At 42.7% G+C, this 23996-nt stretch carries 12 protein-coding genes, 2 tRNA genes and 3 rRNA genes; 4 read left to right on the forward strand and 13 right to left on the reverse strand.

The annotated features are described in order from the left end of the window. Nucleotides 1-18 precede the first annotated feature (18 nt). The 6 genes from AB3G73_RS13245 to kdpF form a co-directional block, all read right to left on the reverse strand. Nucleotides 19-1149: a sensor protein KdpD gene (locus AB3G73_RS13245; RefSeq protein WP_004309023.1), complete on the reverse strand. Its 1131-nt coding sequence runs from the start codon at nt 1147-1149 to the stop codon at nt 19-21. An 84-nt stretch (nt 1150-1233) separates the two neighbouring features. Further along, a complete protein-coding gene (locus tag AB3G73_RS13250) occupies nt 1234-1998 on the reverse strand; it encodes a hypothetical protein (protein WP_007767477.1) in 765 nt (254 codons plus the stop codon). 118 nt (nt 1999-2116) lie between these two features. Beyond that, nucleotides 2117-2689, reverse strand: coding sequence for a K(+)-transporting ATPase subunit C (locus AB3G73_RS13255; protein WP_367745106.1), 573 nt, complete (start codon nt 2687-2689; stop codon nt 2117-2119). A 16-nt stretch (nt 2690-2705) separates the two neighbouring features. Next, on the reverse strand, nt 2706-4739 hold the full coding sequence (gene kdpB, locus AB3G73_RS13260; protein WP_074638340.1) for a potassium-transporting ATPase subunit KdpB: 2034 nt from the start codon (nt 4737-4739) through the stop codon (nt 2706-2708). A gap of 18 nt (nt 4740-4757) precedes the next feature. Next, nucleotides 4758-6464: a potassium-transporting ATPase subunit KdpA gene (gene kdpA, locus AB3G73_RS13265; RefSeq protein WP_008777345.1), complete on the reverse strand. Its 1707-nt coding sequence runs from the start codon at nt 6462-6464 to the stop codon at nt 4758-4760. 31 nt (nt 6465-6495) lie between these two features. Further along, nucleotides 6496-6576, reverse strand: a complete 81-nt coding sequence (gene kdpF / locus AB3G73_RS13270; RefSeq protein ID WP_032849815.1) for a K(+)-transporting ATPase subunit F — start codon at nt 6574-6576, stop codon at nt 6496-6498. A 369-nt stretch (nt 6577-6945) separates the two neighbouring features. On the opposite strand from kdpF, the gene AB3G73_RS13275 reads away from it, so the two are divergent. Continuing rightward, nucleotides 6946-9219, forward strand: a complete 2274-nt coding sequence (locus tag AB3G73_RS13275) for a bifunctional alpha,alpha-trehalose-phosphate synthase (UDP-forming)/trehalose-phosphatase (RefSeq protein WP_258978502.1) — start codon at nt 6946-6948, stop codon at nt 9217-9219. A 12-nt stretch (nt 9220-9231) separates the two neighbouring features. Beyond that, nucleotides 9232-11022: a glycoside hydrolase family 15 protein gene (locus AB3G73_RS13280; RefSeq protein ID WP_259011196.1), complete on the forward strand. Its 1791-nt coding sequence runs from the start codon at nt 9232-9234 to the stop codon at nt 11020-11022. 72 nt (nt 11023-11094) lie between these two features. Here AB3G73_RS13280 and rrf read toward each other — a convergent pair. From rrf to AB3G73_RS13310, 6 genes are all read right to left on the reverse strand, one after another. Then, a 5S ribosomal RNA gene (rrf, locus tag AB3G73_RS13285) occupies nt 11095-11205 on the reverse strand. Nucleotides 11206-11282: 77 nt separating this feature from the next. Then, nucleotides 11283-14162, reverse strand: a 23S ribosomal RNA gene (locus tag AB3G73_RS13290). Between the two features lie 156 nt (nt 14163-14318). Next, nucleotides 14319-14392, reverse strand: a tRNA-Ala gene (locus tag AB3G73_RS13295). 58 nt (nt 14393-14450) lie between these two features. Beyond that, a tRNA-Ile gene (locus AB3G73_RS13300) sits at nt 14451-14527 on the reverse strand. Between the two features lie 208 nt (nt 14528-14735). Beyond that, nucleotides 14736-16264, reverse strand: a 16S ribosomal RNA gene (locus AB3G73_RS13305). The 16S, 23S and 5S rRNA genes sit together here with 2 tRNA genes alongside, the layout of an rRNA operon. A gap of 850 nt (nt 16265-17114) precedes the next feature. Then, on the reverse strand, nt 17115-17450 hold the full coding sequence (locus tag AB3G73_RS13310; RefSeq protein WP_004327208.1) for a hypothetical protein: 336 nt from the start codon (nt 17448-17450) through the stop codon (nt 17115-17117). 1386 nt (nt 17451-18836) lie between these two features. Between AB3G73_RS13310 and AB3G73_RS13315 the strand changes: the two genes are divergently transcribed. Continuing rightward, nucleotides 18837-20045 carry a hexokinase gene (locus tag AB3G73_RS13315; RefSeq protein WP_117971898.1) on the forward strand — a complete coding sequence of 403 codons (1209 nt, stop codon included), beginning with the start codon at nt 18837-18839 and terminating at the stop codon, nt 20043-20045. A gap of 155 nt (nt 20046-20200) precedes the next feature. Here the strand turns inward: AB3G73_RS13315 and AB3G73_RS13320 are convergent, their stop codons facing one another. Then, nucleotides 20201-22195 (reverse strand): glycoside hydrolase family 97 protein, encoded by a 1995-nt coding sequence (locus AB3G73_RS13320; RefSeq protein ID WP_367745107.1) that lies wholly within the window; start codon nt 22193-22195, stop codon nt 20201-20203. A 255-nt stretch (nt 22196-22450) separates the two neighbouring features. Here AB3G73_RS13320 and AB3G73_RS13325 point away from each other — a divergent pair, with 255 nt between their 5' ends. After that, entirely contained in the window at nt 22451-23965 is a 1515-nt protein-coding gene (locus tag AB3G73_RS13325; RefSeq protein WP_195650393.1) for an SLC13 family permease, read from the forward strand. Nucleotides 23966-23996 lie beyond the last annotated feature (31 nt).

A 23996-nucleotide genomic window follows, 5' to 3' on the forward strand; every position in this document is an offset into this window, starting at 1 on the left:
ACGTTCATACGATTAATATTATGCAAGTATAATCAAATCTACATTAGCTTGTGACAAATTATTTAAAAACTTTCTATATCCCAGTATAGAACAAATAGCGTATGGCAACCTTAAATTAGGAGTTCCCATGCAAACAGTCGATATCTGTTTCTCTTTACAAACCTTGACGATGCTCCCCAAAATATCCTTCGACTGCACCTGCACCACCTCTCCCCCAAGTTCCGCCACGAGCTTAAAATGGTTCAACAGATACCGTTGACTGGCTAGATCAATTCTATCCATACTCTCTTTCGGAGTCTGAACATACAGGGCTATAAAAGTAGTATTATACCGGGTTGCCAACTTTGCCGCCTTTCTGATAATCCGCCGGGGTGTTTTCTCATGACTACTGATACAAGCCATAAACTTTTCATGCCGGAGTCCGACGGCTACTCCCATCACCACCTCATTCTCCACCTTTTTTTCTACCCGCAACGCTACTTCCTTCAAAGCCAACTCACGTAACTGAAGAATATTCTCTGTCCGAAAGAAATTATCCAATGCCGTCTGAATCTTTTCCGGACGATATATCTTACCCGCTTTCAAACGTGCAATCAGCTCCTCTGCCGTCAAGTCAATATTCACCACCTCATCCGCTTCCTGAAGAACACTGTCGGGCACCCGTTCTTTCACTTCAATACCCGTAATCTCCTGCACTTCTTCATTCACGCTTTCAATGTGCTGAATATTGATTGCCGAAATCACATTGATTCCCTCATCCAGCAAAGTTATCACATCCTGCCAACGTTTCTCGTTCAAACTACCTTCTACATTGGTATGAGCCAGTTCATCCACAATTACAATTTCCGGATGGACACGGATAATCGTATCCAGATCCATTTCTTCCAATTCTTTCCCCTTATAGAAGATTTTACGACGCGGAATGACAGGGAGCCCTTGCAACAATGCTTCCGTTCCGGCGCGTCCATGAGTTTCGATATAGCCGATTTGCACGTTCACACCGTTCTCCAGCAGTTCATGTGCCTCCTGAAGCATACGATATGACTTTCCCACACCGGCTATCATACCGATATAGACCTTGAATTTGCCCCGGTGGGACTTCTTTATCAGATCCAAAAAATACTGTACACTATGTTCTCTATCATCCATTACGTCAATCTGTTATTTTAAACATCCTAACCCGTAGTAATCATCACGATCACCACGGGTTTCACAAAAATTCATGAGTTTATTTTATGGCCTTAAAGTTACGCCAAATACTAAATGGGCGTCCTCCAAACGTGGATTCCATATAGCCTGTACAAATATAGGCAATGAAAACTTATCATTAAAATTTATTGCTTTCGTTGCTTTCAAAGCTAGGTTCGTCACTGCAAACCCATTCACATTATACTGCGGAGTCTTATAAGGAACCACTCCACAAGTAGCATTCAGATCAACTCCTTTCACACTGAACGGATAATTCAGTTCTACGTAAGAAGAGTATGCCTGCTTTTCTTCCCCCTCATCAGTCGTTTTTCTGTCAGCACCGGCAAACATGGTATACCATGCGATAGATAACGGGAACTTTTCAATAGGAAGCGTATAAGCTAACCCTGCTTCAAAATGATGTCCGGTGTCTCCACTTTTAAAATGAAAATAATTATTGGTAAGTTCTCCATTGGCCACATCAGCTTGTCCGTCCCACCAAAGAGTGGCTACAGAAAGCGTCGGTCCTGCTTCACCGAACTTATAAGCTGCGGTCAGGTCAATTTCTTTATTACTCTCACTCAAACTGGTTGAGCCCCATGCAGTAAGCGAGAAATTACCTACGCTAAATCCCAAAGTCGGCTGAAAGGAAGCAGCTCCCCCCTGATAAATACCACGCCATACATACGAACTTACCAAATCACCTTGTATAGTAAACTCTTGTGCTTGTGCATTAACTGTTCCCAACATACAAACGGCTGCTACAGCCATTGTTCCTAAAAAACTCTTTTTACTAAAAAAACTTTTCATACTTCTTATCTTATTCTATTTTATGTTTCCGTAAAAAAGCAGCGCCCTATCCAACCCTGTTAATTTGAACCGCGGCATAACCCAAACGGTCCGGACAGGAACGCTGCTCAATCTTCATCTACTTATTGCTTTCCTCTAAAGCGATATTCAATTTCAATACATTCACCTTTTCTGTTCCCAACAACCCCAAAAACGGTTTTTCTATGCTTTTATCAACAATTGCTCTCACCTGTTCCTCTCTCAATCCACGTGCTTGTGCTACTCTTTTCACTTGCACATACGCACATTGAGGAGTAATATTAGGATCCAGTCCCGAAGCACTGGCTGTAACCATTTCGGCAGGCACATCCGCCCGATTCAAATAAGGATGATGTACAAGAAAAGTATCGATACGCGCTTTTACTTCATCCAGATACTCCTGATTCGTAGGACCCTTATTACTACCAGAGGAACTCGTAGCATCATACCCGTCACCGGCAGAAGAAGGACGTCCCCAGAAATAAATATCCTCTGTAAACATCTGGCCGACATTGGCTGCTCCCACTACTTTCCCGTTCAATGTAGCTACTTCGGCATTTCCTTTATTAGGACCCGCTACCTGTGCGAACACCCACAGGATAAGGATATAGAACACGGAGAAAAAGACACAAAAAGCAAGTGTTATTTTTAATGACTTCAATAAAGTTTTCATTGCTATTGTTTTTTAATTAAAAGAATAAACCTACTACTAAATCTATCAATTTGATTCCCACGAAAGGAGCAATCACACCACCCACACCATAGATCAGCAGATTACGGCGAAGCAAAGCACTCGCACCTATCGGCTTGTATTGCACACCACGCAAAGCCAACGGAATCAGAATCGGAATAATAATCGCATTAAAAATGACTGCCGAAAGAATAGCACTTTCAGGACTATGCAGATGCATGATATTCAGAGCAGCCAGTTCGGGAATGGCGATCATAAACAAGGCCGGAACGATAGCAAAATACTTCGCTACGTCATTGGCGATAGAGAAAGTAGTCAGCGTACCACGTGTCATCAGCAATTGTTTACCGATTTCCACAATCTCGATCAACTTCGTCGGGTCGTTATCCAAATCGACCATATTACCAGCTTCCTTCGCTGCCTGTGTACCGCTATTCATGGCTACACCTACATTGGCCTGTGCCAGGGCAGGAGCATCGTTCGTTCCGTCTCCCATCATTGCAACCAATTTACCAGCCTGCTGTTCCTTCTTGATATATTCCATCTTATCTTCCGGTTTCGCTTCGGCGATAAAATCATCCACACCGGCTTTTTCAGCAATATATTTTGCAGTTAACGGGTTGTCACCTGTCACCATTACCGTCTTCACTCCCATCTTACGCAGACGTTCGAAACGTTCCTGAATACCCGGTTTGATAATATCCTGCAGTTCAATAACACCAGTCACCTTTCTGTTTACACATACTACCAGCGGTGTACCACCATTGCTTGAGATAGAAGAAATAATCTCTTCCACTTCTTTCGGAAATTCATTCCCGTCACCTTCCACCATCTTACGGATGGCATCAAAAGCACCTTTACGAATCTGCGTTCCATCTGCCAGGTCTACTCCCGAACATTTGGTTTCAGCCGTAAACTTAATCATACGTGCTCCTGTTGTATTCAGATTACGCATACGAATGCCCGACTCACGTCCCAATTCTACGATAGACTTACCTTCCGGCGTTTCATCGGATAAGGAAGACAACAGACAAGTTTCCACAAAATCGTGCAGATCGACACCCGGAGCTGTATGGAAATGAGTTGCTTTACGATTACCAATGGTGATAGTACCCGTTTTATCCAGCAGTAATGTATCAATATCGCCCGCAGTTTCAACCGCTTTACCGGATTTAGTAATCACGTTGGCGCGAAGTGCACGGTCCATACCGGCAATACCGATGGCAGAGAGAAGTCCACCGATAGTTGTCGGGATCAGACACACAAACAAAGAAATAAGCGAAGCAATAGTGATGACCGTATTACTATAATCGGCAAACGGTTTCAAAGTCACACACACAATGACGAAAACAAGCGTAAAACCTGCCAGCAAAATAGTCAACGCAATCTCATTCGGGGTTTTCTGGCGGGAAGCACCTTCCACCAATGCGATCATCTTATCAAGAAAACTTTCTCCCGGTTGGGTAGTCACCATCACCTTTATATGATCGGACAGTACTTTCGTACCTCCTGTTACCGAACTCTTGTCGCCACCTGCCTCACGAATGACCGGAGCAGACTCACCGGTAATGGCACTTTCATCAATAGAAGCCAACCCTTCAATAATCTCACCGTCGGAAGGAATCACATCTCCTGCCTCGCAGACAAACACATCCCCTTTCTTCAACTGTGAAGAACTGACAGTAACGATTTTATTGCCTTCCACTTTCTTTGCCGGTGTCTCTTCACGAGTCTTACGCAAACTGTCGGCCTGTGCTTTACCACGTGCCTCTGCAATAGCTTCGGCAAAATTGGCAAACAGCAAAGTGATAAACAGAATGATAAACACGGCAATGTTGTAAGCAAACGAACCCTGTGAAGAATTAACAATGGAGTAGAGCGTCACAAGCAGCATGACTACCGTAGCCACCTCTACCGTAAACATAATCGGATTCTTTATCATCATTCGTGGGTTCAGTTTCACGAATGATTGTTTCAAACTTTCTATAACTTGCTCCTTTGGAAACAAAGAAGCTGATTTATTATCTTTCATATCTTCTCTAATTCAGTATTACAAACTTAAATGTTCAGCAATCGTGCTCAATGCATGTACCGGGAAGAACGACAGAGCGGCAATAATGAAGATAACTACAAATGTCATTACTCCGAAAGTCAGTGTATCCGTCTTCAACGTACCGGCACTTTCCGGTATGAATTTCTTCTGCGCCAGTAGCCCGGCAATGGCAACCTGTCCGATAATAGGAAGGAAGCGACTCAGAATCAAAACGATACCACATGTCCAGTTCCAGAAATAAGTATTATCACCCAAGCCTTCGAAACCGGAACCGTTATTGGCGGCACAGGAAGTGTACTCGTAAAGCTGTTCACTCAAACCGTGGAATCCTAAGTTGTTCAACCACCCACCTTCACTTTCCACAAAATCCGGATGGTGTACATAAATATAACTTGAGATTGCCGTAAACACCAAGATTACAAACGGATGAAGCAGAGCTACAATCGTAGCGATTTTCATTTCGCGGGCTTCTACTTTCTTACCGAGGAATTCCGGTGTACGTCCCACCATCAAACCGCTGATAAACACTGCAATGATAATGAATGTATAGTAGTTCATCCACCCTACACCTACACCGCCAAACCAGGTATTAATCTGCATATTCAGCATTTCCATCATACCGGACAGAGGCATGGTAGAATCATGCATACCATTCACAGAACCATTGGAAGTTACGGTCGTTACAATACTCCACAACGCGGTTGCTCCGGCTCCCAAACGCACTTCCTTACCTTCCATCGCACCATTGTCCTGTGCAATTCCCAGCTCATCGATGCGCGGATTACCCCCCATTTCCTGACTGACATTAATGCACACACCGACCAGAAAAGCGAAAAGCATTACTCCGAATATACTGTAAGCCAACTTCTTTCTGCGGGTATAGAAACCCAGTGCAAATACCATCGCCATCGGGATAATCAAGATAGACCAACATTCTACCATGTTAGAAAGATAAGTCGGATTTTCCAATGGATGAGAGGAGTTCACGCCAAAATATCCACCGCCATTCGTACCCAACTGTTTAATAGGAACAATTGCGGCCGTAGGACCTTGAGAAACCATCTGTTCCTGACCTTCAAGAGTAGTGACTTTCATCTTACCGTCAAATCCCATCGGAGTTCCCTGCAGAATCAGGATAAAACCTACAATCAGAGAAAGAGGTAATAAGATACGCGTACAACTTATTACCAGAAATTGCCAGAAGTTACCAATCGTTTTGGTTGTTTTTGCAGCAATACTCTTCATAATACCTGCCATAGCAGCCATACCTGTTGCTGCGGTAATAAACTGGAAAAGCATGATGACGAAGAGTTGAGTAAAATAAGTCAGTCCGCTTTCACCGCTATAGTGCTGCAAGTTACAGTTCACCATAAAACTAATACAGGTATTGAATGCCTGATCCGGAGTCTGCGGTCCGTTGCCGTCCGGGTTTAAAGGCAACCATCCTTGTGAAACCAAGAGTACCATTCCCCAGAAAAACCAGAAAGCATTCAAAATCAACAATGCTTTCAGGAATTGTTTCCAGTTCATTTCTTCATTGGGGTCGATTCCACAAACTTTATAAATGACTCTTTCGATAGGAGCCATAAAATCAGACCAGGTCTTTTCTCCTCTGTAGACCTTGGCAATGTATTTTCCCAGTGGATAAGCCAGAATCACCATCAAGGCTATCTGAACAACCACGCCTAAAATTTCTGTATTCATATACTTTTTACCTTAAACTGTGTGTGTTACTTTAAAACTTCTCGGGTTTGATGAGCACATACATCAAATAACCGAAGATTGCAATACCTAATACGAATAATGCTGTGTACATAATCAATTCTCCTTTTTTCTTTAAATATTCTCAAACCAGTCTACACATTTCCAGAACAGCCAGAAACAAGCGAAACCGCTCAACAGGCAGAAAATAAATGATAGTGTTATTCCCATGTTTTTACCTTTTAAATGATTACTATAAATTTTTACTTGCCATTCTTCATGCCAAATGCGTGCCACAAAAAGCAAAGAATGCATAATGAGCTAACATTCAAATAGATACAAACAAGCTGTTACTTTCTTTCCATCCAACATACCCTTCCATTTTGAAAAAAGGATTCCATTTTGAAAAGACAAAAGGAGGATACTATATCTTTATAATCTGTTGATAATAAACGGTTAAGCATCAACATAAGTCAATTGGTACATGCTTTGCAAAGAAATAGATATGAAACTTTATATTATTGCAAACAGATTACCTGTCAAAGTAGCCGGCACAAACGGCACATTCGTATTTTCGCGTAGCGAAGGCGGACTGGCAACAGGTTTGGATTCTCTCCAGACTTCTTATGAGAAGCACTGGATAGGTTGGCCCGGAATATGTACAAATGAAGAGAAGGACCAGCAAGAGATTAACGAGAAACTACAGGAAATGAATTTTCATCCGGTCTTCTTGTCGGAAAAGCAAATTGAAAACTATTACGAAGGATACAGTAACAGTACTATCTGGCCTTTGTGTCATTACTTTTATGCTTATACCTTATATAAGAACTGTTTCTGGCAATCCTATCAACAAGTCAACCGACTCTTCTGTGAGGAGATTTGCCGGCTGATACGTCCCGGCGATAAGGTATGGATACAGGATTATCAACTGATGCTACTTCCCGGAATGTTGAGGAAAATATATCCGGAACTAAGTATCGGTTATTTCCATCATATCCCGTTCCCTTCTTACGAACTCTTCCGTATTCTTCCGGAGCGTGCCGAGATTCTGAAGGGTTTGCTGGGAGCAGACTTCATAGCTTTCCATACTCATGACTATATGCGTCACTTCATCAGTGCCGTAGAACGTGTGCTGCATCTCGACTTCAAACTGGATGAAGTACAGATCAACAACCGGATGGTCAGAGTAGAAGCATTGCCGATGGGAATCAACTATGAATCCTATCATCAGGCTTCAGAAAATAAAGAAGTACATCAGGCCATTGAACGAACCCGGAAACTTTTCGGCGAGCATAAACTGATCCTGTCAGTAGACAGACTGGATTACAGCAAAGGCATATTACACCGTCTTCGTGGCTTTGCCACCTTCCTCGAACATCATGCCGAATATCACGGTAAAGTTACATTGGCAATGGTCATTGTCCCTTCACGCGATCATGTAGGCAGCTATGCGGAACTAAAAACAAAAATTGACGAAGAAATCGGCTCTATCAACGGACGTTACTCCACAATGAACTGGACTCCCGTATGTTATTTCTATCATGGCTTTTCACTGGAAGAACTGACTGCCATGTACTATGTGGCCGACATAGCCCTCGTCACTCCACTTCGGGACGGAATGAATCTGGTAGCCAAAGAATACGTAGCTACCAAATGTGACAATCCCGGTGTACTTATCCTTAGCGAAATGGCAGGTGCCGCCGTAGAATTGACGGACGCTATCCAAATCAACCCGAACGATACGGAACAAATAGAAAATGCTATTTGCCAGGCACTTGAAATGCCCGAAGAGGAACAAAAGCAACGCCTGCAACGTATGCAAAGCATTCTGTCCGTACAGACAGTCAACAAATGGGCAGCCGACTTTGTCAATGAACTAAACGCGACATGTATGAAAAACGATATGTTACGAAAAAAACGTATCGTAGCCGCTAGCATTGCACAAATCAAACTCAAGTATAACCATGCCAAACAACGCCTGATTCTGCTGGACTATGATGGTACACTGACGGCTCTCAAACCACGTCCTGAGGATGCACAACCTACACCGGAACTCATTTCTATTCTACAACAACTGGCTAGCGATCCCGCCAATCATATTGTTATCAATAGCGGGCGGGATCACTTTACATTAGAAAAATGGCTTGGCACCCTTCCTATTTCTATGGCTGCCGAACATGGGGCTTTCTATAAAGAAAACGGAGTCTGGCATAAAAACATAAAGAAGATAGAATGGGGAGCAGGTATTCTCTCTATCCTTCAAATGTTTGTAGACCGTACTCCCCGTTCCCATCTGGAAGTGAAGGAAACTGCCCTGGCCTGGCATTATCGTGAAAGTGACGCATGGCTCGGCACATTAAGAGCCCAGCAACTCGTCAACACGCTGATTTCGCTCTGTACCCGGCAGAAACTACAAATTCTGCAAGGAAATAAAGTGATCGAAATCAAATCACCGGATTGCAATAAAGGTTCGGAGGTAGGGCGTCTGCTAGCCAGCAGACGCTATGATTTTGTTATAGCGATGGGAGACGACACTACAGATGAAGATATGTTTCAGGCATTGCCAATGAGCGCTATCACCATTAAAATAGGTAGCGTATCCGAAGCCGCCAACTATCACCTGTCTGCCCAATCTGACGTACTTCCTTTCTTACGGTCTTTACTAGGCAAACAAAAAACTGCCACAAAAGAAGGAAGTATTAAGAATCGCCTGACTTTCGCTTTCGACTTTCTCAAAGATCTATTAAAAACTCAATAAAAAGCAATCAATATGAATAATTTAAATTATGGAGTGATAGGTAACTGCCGAACCGCAGCTCTCATTTCGCAGAACGGAAATATCGAATGGCTCTGTTTTCCCGATTTCGATTCTCCTTCTATTTTTGCCAGTCTGCTCGACCGGGAGAAAGGAGGAACTTTCGGATTCGAAGTTTCCGGAGACTATCGCATCACACAAAGTTATGTCCCCCACACCAATATTCTTTCTACTCAATTCTCCTCCGATGAAGGAGAATTCGTAGTACTCGACTATATGCCCTGCTATCGTTCCCAAGACGAAACAGGGCATTACTTACCAGCCGAATTATACCGCTACATACATTGGATAAAAGGAAAACCGCGTTTCAAGATCAACTACCACCCGGCTCCGAACTATGCACAGGGACAAGTGATCCTTAATATCACTCCACAGTATATCGAATCCTACTGCTCCTTCGACAACAAGGACAGACAATATTTATATGCTTCCCTGTCTCTTCAGGACATCAAAGAGAAAAAAGAAATCATTCTTGAGAAAGACGAATTTCTCCTGCTCTCCTATAACGAGAAAGTGATCCCAATCGACATAGAAAGGGAGAAAATAGAATACTGCCGTACGCTGGTATATTGGCTGAACTGGACAGACAGAAGCAAGAAATACACTCTATATAATGACGTAATCGAACGGAGTTTATTGGTTCTGAAACTAATGTCCTACCACAACGGAGCCGTGCTGGCAGCACTAACTACAAGCCTACCGGAAGCTGTGGGAGAAGTGCGCAACTGGGATTATCGCTTTTGCTGGCTCCGGGATGCTTCCATGTCCATCGAAACCATGTTTCAAATCGGACATACCGGTGCAGCCAAACGCTTTATGAAATTTATCCAATCCACATTCGTTTCCAAACATGACTATCAAATTATGTATGGCATCCGGGGCGAGCACCAACTAACCGAAGTGATACTCGACCATCTATCCGGTTATAAGAACTCCAAACCTGTACGAATAGGAAATGATGCATACCATCAGAAACAAAACGACTCTTTTGGTTACCTGATGGACTTGATTTACCAATATTATCGCCTCATGCCCGGCACACTGGATGAAATTGAAGACATGTGGGAAATGGTAAAGACCATTTTAGCAAAAGTAGTAGAAAACTGGAGAAAGCCCGATAAGGGAATCTGGGAGATCCGGGGAGAAGGACAACACTTTGTTTCTTCCAAAGTGATGTGTTGGGTAGCTTTAGATCGCGGAGCTAAAATCGCTCAAATGCTTAACAAATATAATTATAGCGAACGTTGGCAACTGGAAGCCGAAAAAATAAAGAAAGACGTGATGAAATATGGCTGGAATAAGGAACTTCAAAGCTTCACACAGACATATAATAATCAAGCAATGGATTCTTCATTACTATTGATGGAACCCTATGGATTTATAGAAGCAGATGATATACGCTATCATAAAACAGTGGAAGCTGTCAAGAAAGCCCTTTTCCATAAAGGACTTATGTATCGCTATAACAGCAAAGACGATTTCGGGTTGCCTACTTCTGCTTTTACGATTTGTACATTCTGGCTTATACGGGCATTGTTTGTAACCGGCCATAAAGAAGAAGCACGCTGCCTGTTTGACGAAGTTCTGAAATACTCCAATCATCTCGGATTGTTTAGTGAAGATATTGATTTCGAAACCAAAGAACAGTTGGGCAACTTCCCGCAGGCATATTCACATCTGGCATTAGTAAATACAGCTATCTTATTTGCAGAAGAAGAGAAGAGGTTATCTTTTATCCGGCCTTAGAGAACGCCCTGATTCAGAAGTGATAAAACACAGAAAGCCCCTTGATTCAAAATGAATCAAGGGGCTTCTTTAAAACGGCGGCTACCTACTCTCCCACTGTTACGCAGTACCATCGGCGTGACGAGGCTTAACTTCTCTGTTCGGAATGGGAAGAGGTGGAACCCTCGTGCTATAACCACCTGAATAAGGTTATGACATGATGAAAAGTAAAACTTCAGTGTCTAGCAAGCTAAACGTATATACCCAACCGGTACATGTCCGAAAGAAAGTGAACGGGCAATTAGTAATGCTCGGCTTTGATGTTACCACCTTTACACCTGCATCCTATCAACGTCATCGTCTTTGACGACCCTAAGAAATCTAATCTTGTGGCTGGCTTCGTACTTAGATGCTTTCAGCACTTATCCAATCCCGACTTAGATACCCAGCAATGCACCTGGCGGCACAACTGGTAAACCAGCGGTCAGTCCAACACGGTCCTCTCGTACTAGTGTCAGAGCCACGCAAATTTCATACGCCCACGATAGATAGAGACCGAACTGTCTCACGACGTTCTGAACCCAGCTCGCGTGCCACTTTAATGGGCGAACAGCCCAACCCTTGGGACCTTCTCCAGCCCCAGGATGTGACGAGCCGACATCGAGGTGCCAAACCCCTCCGTCGATATGAGCTCTTGGGAGGGATCAGCCTGTTATCCCCGGAGTACCTTTTATCCTTTGAGCGATGTCCCTTCCATACGGAAACACCGGATCACTATGCTCTAGTTTCCTACCTGATCGACTTGTCTGTCTCCCAGTCAAGCGCCCTTATGCCATTACACTCTACGGACGGTTACCAATCGTCCTGAGGGCACCTTTAGAAGCCTCCGTTACACTTTTGGAGGCGACCACCCCAGTCAAACTACCCACCAAACAGTGTCCTCGCATCAGCGAGTTAGAACTCAAATAATCAAAGGGCCGTATTTCAACAGCGACTCCACAAATACTGGCGTACCTGCTTCGAAGTCTCCGGCCTATCCTACACATCAATTACCCAAATTCAATGTTAAGCTATAGTAAAGGTTCACGGGGTCTTTTCGTCCCATCGCGGGTAATCGGCATCTTCACCGATACTACAATTTCACTGAGCTCACGGTTGAGACAGTGTCCAGATCATTACACCATTCGTGCAGGTCGGAACTTACCCGACAAGGAATTTCGCTACCTTAGGACCGTTATAGTTACGGCCGCCGTTTACTGGGGCTTCAATTCAATGCTTCTCTTGCGATGACATCTCCTCTTAACCTTCCAGCACCGGGCAGGTGTCAGGCTGTATACGTTATCTTTCAATTTGGCACAGCCCTGTGTTTTTGTTAAACAGTTGCCTGGACCTATTCTCTGCGCCCAACTCTCGTTGGGACCCTTTATCCCGAAGTTACAGGGTCAATTTGCCTAGTTCCTTAACCGTGAATCACTCAAGCGCCTTAGTATATTCAACCCGACTACGTGTGTCCGTTTGCGGTACGGGTACCTTAAAGATTAAGTTTAGCGGATTTTCTTGGGAGTATGTTTACACGCACTATTACCTCATTCCGAAGAATTCGGTATACTATCAGGTTCGACTCTTGCGGTGGATTTGCCTGCCGCAATCAACATCTACACCCTTCAACGGACTATTCCGTCAGTCCGCGGCGCTGTCACTCCTCCGTCTCCACGTCACTCTTTAAGGTAGTACAGGAATATTAACCTGTTCTGCCATCGGCCTCACCGTTCGGCTGAGCCTTAGGACCCGACTAACCCTGATCCGATTAGCGTTGATCAGGAAACCTTAGTCTTTCGGCGAGGGGGTTTCTCACCCCCTTTATCGTTACTTATACCTACATTTGCTTTTCCACACGCTCCAGCAAAGCTCACGCTTCACCTTCGACGCGGAGTGGAATGCTCCCCTACCGATCATTACTGATCCCATAGCTTCGGTAAATTGCTTGATGCCCGATTATTATCCACGCCAAACTCCTCGACTAGTGAGCTGTTACGCACTCTTTAAATGAATGGCTGCTTCCAAGCCAACATCCTAGCTGTCTTAGCAATCTGACTTCGTTAGTTCAACTTAGCAATTATTTCGGGACCTTAGCTGATGGTCTGGATTCTTCTCCTTTAGGACATGGACCTTAGCACCCATGCCCTCACTCCTGGGATCGAACTACTGCGCATTCGGAGTTTATCAAGACTTGATAGGCGGTGAAGCCCTCGCATCTTATCAGTCGCTCTACCTCACAGTAGTAATTCCCAAGGCTGCACCTAAATGCATTTCGGGGAGTACGAGCTATCTCCAAGTTTGATTAGCCTTTCACCCCCACCCTCAGTTCATCCGGAAGCTTTTCAACGCTTATCGGTTCGGTCCTCCAGTTAGTGTTACCTAACCTTCAACCTGACCAAGGGTAGATCACTTGGTTTCGCGTCTACTCCTTCCGACTAATCGCCCTGTTCAGACTCGCTTTCGCTTCGGCTTCATGTCTTGAGACACTTAACCTTGCCGGAAAAAGTAACTCGTAGGTTCATTATGCAAAAGGCACGCCGTCACTGCTTACGCAGCTCCGACCGCTTGTAGGCGCACGGTTTCAGGGACTATTTCACTCTTCTATTCGAAGTGCTTTTCACCTTTCCTTCACAGTACTGGTTCGCTATCGGTCTCTCGGGAGTATTTAGCCTTACCGGATGGTCCCGGCAGATTCACGCAAGATTTCTCGTGTCCCGCGCTACTCAGGATACCACTACGCTTCGTTTCACTTCGTATACCGGACTATCACCGTCTATGGTCCCATTTTCCAAAGGGTTCTACTCATGAAATGTCTTGCGATGTCGTGGTCCTACAACCCCAATATTGCCGTAACAACATTGGTTTGGGCTAATCCCCGTTCGCTCGCCACTACTAGGGGAATCATTATTATTTTCTTTTCCTACAGGTACTAAGATGTTTCAGTTCCCTGCGTTAGCTTCCATCTAGGATGGATGACATTCCTTCAGAATGCCGGGTTGTCCCATTCGGAAATCTTCGGATCAAAGGTTATTTGCACCTGCCCGAAGCTTATCGCAGCTTATCACGTCCTTCATCGCCTCCGAGAGCCAAGGCATCCGCCATGCGCCCTTGCTTACTTTCTTTCAAACTTCTTAAATTGAAAATTGAGAATTGAGAATTTAAAAATAATACTCAATGACAATATCAATCACGTACGGTTTGATATATACTTTTAGCTCTTACTAAAATTTTACTTTTTGTACATCATGTCAAAGATCGTTTCTCTTTTTAAGAGATCGTGGAGAATAACGGATTCGAACCGTTGACCCTCTGCGTGCAAGGCAGATGCTCTAGCCAGCTGAGCTAATCCCCCAAGAGGTTATCAAGAATTGCTGCATTCCGCTTACGCGTCATTCCTTCGTTCTTGAGCTTGGTAGTCCCAGGCAGAGTTGAACTGCCGACCTCTACATTATCAGTGTAGCGCTCTAACCAACTGAGCTATAGGACTAGTTCAACCTTGTCTACCTGTATGTTAGACTCGGCTTCTTTTTTCTCTTGTTTATCTCTATCTATACTTCTATAGATGGTTGATCTATATATTATAAATAAACAAGTACCAGTAGTACAAAAAACAGAACCTTTAAAGTCACTTTTTTTTACGATGTTGTATTTTACATTATTCATGCAGAATTACATCGTTTACGGCATCACTCCAGAAAGGAGGTGTTCCAGCCGCACCTTCCGGTACGGCTACCTTGTTACGACTTAGCCCCAATTACCAGTTTTACCCTAGGACGCTCCTTGCGGTTACGTACTTCAGGTACCCCCGGCTTTCATGGCTTGACGGGCGGTGTGTACAAGGCCCGGGAACGTATTCACCGCGCCATGGCTGATGCGCGATTACTAGCGAATCCAGCTTCACGAAGTCGGGTTGCAGACTTCGATCCGAACTGAGAGAGGTTTTTGGGATTAGCATCCTGTCACCAGGTAGCTGCCTTCTGTACCCCCCATTGTAACACGTGTGTAGCCCCGGACGTAAGGGCCGTGCTGATTTGACGTCATCCCCACCTTCCTCACATCTTACGACGGCAGTCTCTCCAGAGTCCTCAGCATGACCTGTTAGTAACTGAAGATAAGGGTTGCGCTCGTTATGGCACTTAAGCCGACACCTCACGGCACGAGCTGACGACAACCATGCAGCACCTTCACATTTGCCTTGCGGCTATATAGTTTCCTACATATTCAAATGCAATTTAAGCCCGGGTAAGGTTCCTCGCGTATCATCGAATTAAACCACATGTTCCTCCGCTTGTGCGGGCCCCCGTCAATTCCTTTGAGTTTCACCGTTGCCGGCGTACTCCCCAGGTGGAATACTTAATGCTTTCGCTTGGCCGCTTACTGTATATCGCAAACAGCGAGTATTCATCGTTTACTGTGTGGACTACCAGGGTATCTAATCCTGTTTGATACCCACACTTTCGAGCATCAGTGTCAGTGACAGTCTAGTGAGCTGCCTTCGCAATCGGAGTTCTTCGTGATATCTAAGCATTTCACCGCTACACCACGAATTCCGCCCACCTCTACTGTACTCAAGACTGCCAGTTTCAACTGCAATTTTACGGTTGAGCCGCAAACTTTCACAACTGACTTAACAATCCACCTACGCTCCCTTTAAACCCAATAAATCCGGATAACGCTCGGATCCTCCGTATTACCGCGGCTGCTGGCACGGAGTTAGCCGATCCTTATTCATATGGTACATACAAAATCCCACACGTGGAATACTTTATTCCCATATAAAAGAAGTTTACAACCCATAGGGCAGTCATCCTTCACGCTACTTGGCTGGTTCAGACTTACGTCCATTGACCAATATTCCTCACTGCTGCCTCCCGTAGGAGTTTGGACCGTGTCTCAGTTCCAATGTGGGGGACCTTCCTCTCAGAACCCCTATCCATCGTAGTCTTGGTGGGCCGTTACCCCGCCAACAAACTAATGGAACGCATCCCCATCGATAACCGAAATTCTTTAATATCAATCTCATGCGGGATTGATATGCTATCGGATATTAATCTTTCTTTCGAAAGGCTATCCCCGAGTTATCGGCAGGTTGGATACGTGTTACTCACCCGTGCGCCGGTCGCCATCTTCACTTTGCAAGCAAAATGAAATGCTGCCCCTCGACTTGCATGTGTTAAGCCTGTAGCTAGCGTTCATCCTGAGCCAGGATCAAACTCTTCATTGTAAAAGTATTTTTATCATCAGTTAAGATGATTATTTGCTCTGTTCAGGACGCCGTAATTTTATTGACCTTATTCAAATACCTGTTAGTCTTAATTGTATCGCTACTTCATAAGACAAGTATTGACGGTTCTATTTTTACTTGTACTACTTGTATTGTTTATCAATATTTCAAAGAACTTGTTGCTTTCGTTTTAAAAGCGGGTGCAAAGGTAAGGGCTTTATTTTTAACTACCAAACTTTTTCGGAAGTTTTTTTTTCAGTTTTTCTTTTTACTTTATTTTCTCTGGCTCTCTATGCGAAAGGGAAAGAATGTATGAAAGAAGAACTCGCCGGTTTTCTTTGCGAATCGGACTGCAAAGATAAGAACTTTATTCAGTATAATCCAAACTTTTTCGGAAGTTTTTTGTTCTTTTCTTTAAGTGGGATTCCGCTTTTTCACTAAGTCAATTTTTCAAGGCTTTCTTCTCTTGGAAAGCGGGTGCAAAAGTAGCCCCTTTTGGTATACAATCCAAATATATCAAACTATTTTTTCTAATTATTTTTGAATACATTTGCTAAAGTGCTGACGCAGAACGATGTTGTAGAACATATTTTTAAGCACGGGTAGATCGTGCGCGGAAACAAGAAGAGAACTATACATTATTATATCACACGCGAGCGGGCGAGCGTAAGGCAAAGATAAATTAAGAAGAAAATCATAAGAGAAAAGCGAAGTGCCATATAAAATATACCAAAACCGGATTATAAGACATGATGATTTTTGCATATACAGGATTATTCAATCAAGTATATGCAAAAAGAAATGAGGCAAACATACGTCAGGAAATGCAGAATTGAAATGCAACGACGATTTATTCCTCCATACGGAGGCTGACAAGTTCAATCCATTTCTTTAGGCTCAGATCGAGACCGCCTTTCTCCAATAAATGAAGGGCGCTACCATAATGAAGGGCGGCATCTTCCTTTACAGAATATATCTTGCAAGAAAGCTCACCGAGATAATACTTCAGGCGTGCCATCTGAATATAATCCAATAGGGTATAATCTTCTTCTACTGATAAACTAATCAATTCATTTATCAAGACATACGCCTGTTCGCATTCGGTACAGGTTAAATCAGAGAAAGATTTGTTCACAACAGGATGCTGCGATAGCTGAATGATGATACGATTAAAGTCTCCGCACATAGTTTATATGAATTACCACATCAGTTCCCGGTGGTGCGAGGTTTATATAAAAAGAGAACGTGGGAACTATCTACTTACGCCCTCCAAATGGTATCCGCTAAGACCCTTCCCAGATGCATAAGTGATAGCCCCACGCCCAATTGAGTATATAACAAAGTATATATACAAAAGATGCGTGAGACCCGACACTTATTACAATCCCCAGGAAAAAAATTAGCGGATTCTTTTGGAGAGATATATAATAAATAACCGTTCTCAATAAAATGATTAAAAAGCTACTTCCTTCGCTCGAAAGTAAACTATGACAAAAGTAGAAATAAATATCTATTAAACAAACAATTTTGACAGAAAAAAGATATGCTTTATCAATTAATCTAGTCTATATCATATAAAAAACACGAATCTGACATTCTACTAGAAACGATTTTTCATTTTCATTTCTCATGTTCTCATAACGCACATAATAATATCTTGTAAATCAAAGACATAACACTATGAGAAATAAAATAGAAAATAGCATTTCTCATAGTATTACCAGCATTTTGTCCATAAAACAACGCATTTCTCATACCTTTTCAAGGTATTTCTCATAGTATTTTAACCATTTATCCTATAAATTATCAAGCCAGATTCTAAGCTAAAGACCAAGTAGAATACCAGACTATACACTGCTTTACAATATATTACCAGTGCTTATTGAAAGTATATAGAGCGGACATTTGTATATTTTCCTACCTGCATCTGCATCGTTCCACTCCAGTGAACAGATCGTTCCACTCGAGTGGATGGTTCTTTCCACTCTAGTGCAAAAGCCTGTTCACTGGAGTGGAACGATACAGATAGTAGTAGGAAGGAATGACTATGATTAAGGAAAAACATAAAGATATAAGGTGAATGACACACAGGAAAGCAGTAAACAATAGGAAGTTGATTAATAAACGACATAAGGAAAGGAATAATCGCAAGTCCGGCGATAGTCCGGAAAAAGCTACAGCCATCATGCATGAGAAATGAGCAAAATAGATAAAAGGAGTATGAGAATAAGATGAGAAATGATTTAAAACCTATGAGAAATGCATCATTTTTAGGTCTAAATGATGGAAATACTATGAGAAATACCATTCTACGGTTTATTTCTCATAGCATTATATAATTGATTTACAACCGATTACCATATCGCTCATGAGAATATGAGAAATGAAAATGAAAAATCATTTGCAGGAAGGCTGAATTCAACGAAAGGTTATTTTTTAGGAAAGAGCAAAAAAGAAAGAGATAAATCAGGAATCCGGCCGAATCCATATACCGTATACCGACCGACCGAGCAAAATTCCTTTTCAGTTGTTATTCATATATATCATAGTATACACAATAAAAGTCAATATCATGGAGAAGAATATTTTTCAGTTAGATAATGAGCAACTCAAAGAAATTGCCCGTTCATTCAAAGCAAAAGTAGAAGAGGGATTGAACACAGAAAATGCAGAGATACAATGCATTCCAACTTTTATCACTCCGAAAGCAAGTAGTATTAATGGTAAATCGTTAGTGCTTGATTTGGGAGGAACCAATTATCGGGTGGCAATCGTTGACTTCAGTAAAGTTCCTCCAACCATTCACCCCAACAATGGTTGGAAGAAAGACATGTCGGTTATGAAATCTCCCGGCTATACCCGCGAGGAGTTATTCAAAGAATTGGCAGACATGATTACCGGAATAAAACGGGAGAAAGAAATGCCAATCGGATATTGCTTTTCTTATCCGACAGAGTCTGTGCCAAGCGGAGATGCCAAACTCTTACGCTGGACAAAAGGAGTTGACATAAAAGAGATGATCGGAGAAGTGGTAGGGAAGCCTTTGCTGGACTATCTAAACGAAAGAAATAAAATCAAGTTTACGAATATAAAAGTGCTTAATGACACCGTAGCCAGTTTATTTGCAGGACTTACCGACAACAGTTACGATGCATATATAGGTCTGATTGTGGGAACAGGTACCAATATGGCTACTTTTATTCCGGCTGACAAAATTAAGAAGTTAAGTCCGTCACATAAGGTCGATGGATTGATTCCCGTTAATCTGGAGTCGGGGAACTTCCATCCGCCATTCCTCACCGCAGTAGATAATACGGTAGATGTAATCTCCGACAATCCGGGAAGACAACGTTTCGAGAAAGCTGTATCCGGCATGTACTTGGGAGACATTCTAAAAGCGACTTTCCCTCTGGAAGAATTTGAAGAAAAATTCGATGCACAGAAGCTTACCTCTATCATGAACTATCCCGATATTTATAAAGAAGTGTATGTGCAGGTAGCACAGTGGATATATGGCAGATCGGCGCAATTGGTTGCAGCTTCACTTACAGGGCTTATCATGTTGCTAAAGTCATACAATAAGGAGATAAGGAGAATTTGCCTGGTTGCCGAAGGAAGTCTTTTCTGGAGCAAGAACAGAAAAGATAAAAACTATAATATGATTGTCATGGAGAAATTACGGGAACTCTTCAGTTTATTTGGTTTGGAAGACGTAGAGATCGACATAAAAAGTATGAATAATGCCAATCTGATAGGAACAGGTATTGCGGCATTATCCTGACATGTTCTAATTTATCATTGTCCGGCAGGTCTTCAATCGGCCTGTTCATAAAAATTCGATGCTGTATCAAATTTACAGATACAGCATCGAACCTATTTTCAGACTTGTCAAATCCGGTTCAATATTTAGATAGAATATAGAACCTAAAGTAGCTATTATTTGATCTTCAGTGCAAAACCACCTCCGGGTGCCAAATGAATCTTCAGCTTACTGTCATTCTTTATCCGGAAAGATTCACATTTATAATCACGTCCAACCCGGTGGGCATTCACTCCATCCTTAAATAATATAGCATCGTATGTCTTGTCGCCCAAGAAGGAACAATCTACTTCAATGTCACGTGCCGTCCAATCGGTAATTCCACCTACATACCAGACATTTCCTGCCCGGCGCGCCGTTACGATGTACTCTCCCATTTTGCCATCAAGCACGATACTTTCATCCCATACGGTCGGAATATTGGCAATAAATTCGGTTGATTCCGGTTCGCGCATATAGTTGCTTGGCGCATCGCACAGCATATTGAAAGGAGACTCGAATACCACATACAGAGCAAGTTGGCGACAGCGAGTTCCCTGGCTCATAGGTTCCGAGTTACAAGGATAATAGTTACCTTTCGAAGCATTACGCATCGCGCCTTGGGTGTAATCCATCGGACCGGAAACCTGACGGGTGAAAGGCAACAGTACGTCATACTTCACCTGATCGACCGAAGCCGGACTCCATTTCATCTGTTCCAAGCCATTAACCCCTTCAAAGTTCAACACATTCGGATAGGTACGATTCAAGCCGGCCGGTTTATGCGTTCCATGCAAATCGAGAATCAATTTATATTTAGCACACATTTCGGCAGCCCGATAATTGAATGCTGTCATATACTGATCGTCACGATCCATAAAATCGACCTTAAAGCCTTTGACTCCCATGTCGGCAAAATAACGGCAAACGTTCTCCATATCACGATCGAAGGCATAATAACCAGCCCAAAGAATAATACCTACATTTTTGGAAGCTGCATAATCTACCAGTTCTTTCAGATTAATATCTTTCACTACTTGCATCAAATCCGCCTGCAGGTTGACTGCCCAACCTTCATCAAGGATTACATATTCTATTCCGTTTGCAGAAGCGAAATCAATATATGCTTTATAAGTCGGATTATTTACTCCGGTGATAAAATCAACGCCATCCAAGTTCCAGTTATTCCACCAATCCCATGCCACTTTACCGGGTTTGATCCATGAAATATCCGTCAGACGGGAAGGAGCAGCCAACAAATAGCTCAAGTTGCTTGCCGCCAAATCTTTATCGGAAGTGGTAACAATGCTCATTCGCCATGGAAAACTTCGGGGTTTATCTACTTTGGCAATGTAAGCTTCACGCTCTTTCACCAACATCTGAAGTTGATTGTGTCCGCCCTGCACTGTCTTCTTGGGATAGGGGGCGAATTTACCCGTCAATCGTTTTTCCCCTTCAGCAGCAGATAAATAGAGACCGGGATAATTCTCCAAACCGGATTCTGTGATGCAAATCTTGACACCTTCACCAGCATCCACTACTAACGGCAGAAACATCAAACGTTTTTTATTCAGTTTCGATAATCGATCAGTAGTATAAGTGTTCTCGAAAGAATTGAAATATTGGGATTCGTAATCACCGTCTTTCCCCGCTTTTACATACGGAACAGAGGCTACCATATCGAACGGGAAACGGTAATCTACAGTTTCATCCACTACATTGAAAGTTTTCTTCGACCGGCTGACAAAGCGATATGCAATACCATCATTGTAAGCACGAAACTCTACGTTCCAATCTTTCTTAAACCGGAGAGTCAGTTCATTATAGTAATCTCTTAGTTCGTTGGCGCGATAGAAAGGAGAAGGAACCATCTGATCTACTTTTTTCCCGGAAGTGCCGGCCAACTTTGCTTTCTCTCCCCAAACTTCTCCATTATCCAATGTCATCGAAATTGGAGAAGAAGCCAGTATCTGACGTCCGTCACAATGGATGTCATAAGTCAACTTATCACCGACGGTAATAGTTGTTTGGAGTTTCCCATCCGGAGAGTTCAAGGTAAATTGTTTTTGTGCTTGTACCGTAAGCGTACATGCGACAACACATAGAAATAATAAAATCTTCAGTTTTTTCATGGCTTTAATTATAGTAGTTATCAAATTATAGAAGGACAATACAAAAATAAAATAATATATTATAGTAACCTATATGAAAACTAAAAAACAGAGATAAAAAAGAGTGGTATTATTTCCGACCTTTTTTCTTTCCGATATCTCCAAAGACACTTTAGCTAGAAAAAATAAAGAAAAAAAATCATCTCCTAATAACTAAATATGGAATAAAAAGTTATTTTTGCACCGTTTTTTTAAATTTTATCTTAACCTAGTATTATGTACAAAATTTTTCACGGCTTCCATCTAGTAGAGGCTTATCAGGATTTGAAAAAAGCCAAACGGTTGGCAAAAAATCAGACAGTAACCCGATGCATTAAGTTAACCGTAGCTATTACCCTCTCCCTTATTTTATGGCTCCTCCCTATTGACACATTTGGAATAGAAGGATTAACCGTCATAGAACAAAGACTTATTTCCATCTTTATTTTTGCCACACTGATGTGGGTATTCGAAGCTGTCCCTGCATGGACAACTTCCGTATTGATTGTTGTATTACTATTACTCACCGTTTCCGACAGTAGCTTATGGTTCCTCACACAAAATATTTCAGCTGATAAGTTAGGGCAGACAGTCAAGTATAAATCCATTATGCACTGCTTTGCCGATCCTATCATTATGCTATTTATAGGTGGGTTCATACTTGCCATCGCAGCAACCAAAAGCGGACTGGACGTATTGTTGGCACGCGTCATGCTGCGACCTTTCGGAACACAGTCACGCTATGTACTATTAGGATTCATTCTCGTTACAGCAGCCTTTTCAATGTTCCTTAGCAATACGGCTACAGCTGCCATGATGCTCACTTTCCTTACTCCTGTGTTAAAAGCACTGCCAGCAGACGGTAAAGGAAAAATAGGTCTGGCCATGGCTATTCCTGTAGCTGCCAATGTAGGCGGTATGGGAACTCCTATCGGCACTCCACCCAACGCCATTGCTTTAAAATACCTGAATGACCCGGAAGGGCTAAACTTAAACATCGGTTTCGGAGAGTGGATGAGTTTTATGTTGCCTTATACCATTATTGTATTATTTATTGCGTGGTTTATTCTCTTAAGACTATTCCCTTTTAAACAAAAAAATATCGAATTACAAATTGAAGGTGAAGCAAAAAAAGACTGGCGTTCCATTGTGGTTTATATCACTTTTGCTATCACTGTCGTCCTATGGATGTTTGACAAAGTGACAGGAGTGAATTCCAATGTAGTAGCCATGATTCCGGTAGCCGTATTCTGTATAACAGGGGTTATCACCAAACGTGACCTGGAAGAAATCAGTTGGAGTGTGCTCTGGATGGTAGCCGGTGGATTCGCACTGGGTGTTGCCTTACAGGAAACAGGACTGGCCAAACATATGATTGAAGCTATCCCCTTCAACACATGGCCTCCTGTACTAATGATTGTCGGCTCCGGACTGATTTGTTATGCCATGGCAAACTTCATCTCACATACGGCTACTGCGGCATTGCTCGTCCCTATTCTTGCTATTGCAGGAAGCAGCATGCGCGAAAACCTGTCTTCATTAGGTGGGGTAGAAACTTTATTGATCGGGGTAGCAATCGGATCATCATTAGCAATGATATTACCCATCAGTACCCCTCCCAACGCACTGGCACATGCCACGGGTATGATTCAGCAAAAAGATATGGAAAAAGTCGGCATAATTATGGGAATCATCGGACTAATACTGGGATATACCATGCTGATTATACTTGGCTCCAACAAATTACTATAAATAATTCCTTTTCCCATAAAGACAAGCCCTG

Source organism: Bacteroides sp. L008, assembly GCF_040812255.1.
Classification (GTDB): Bacteria; Bacteroidota; Bacteroidia; order Bacteroidales; family Bacteroidaceae; genus Bacteroides; species Bacteroides vicugnae.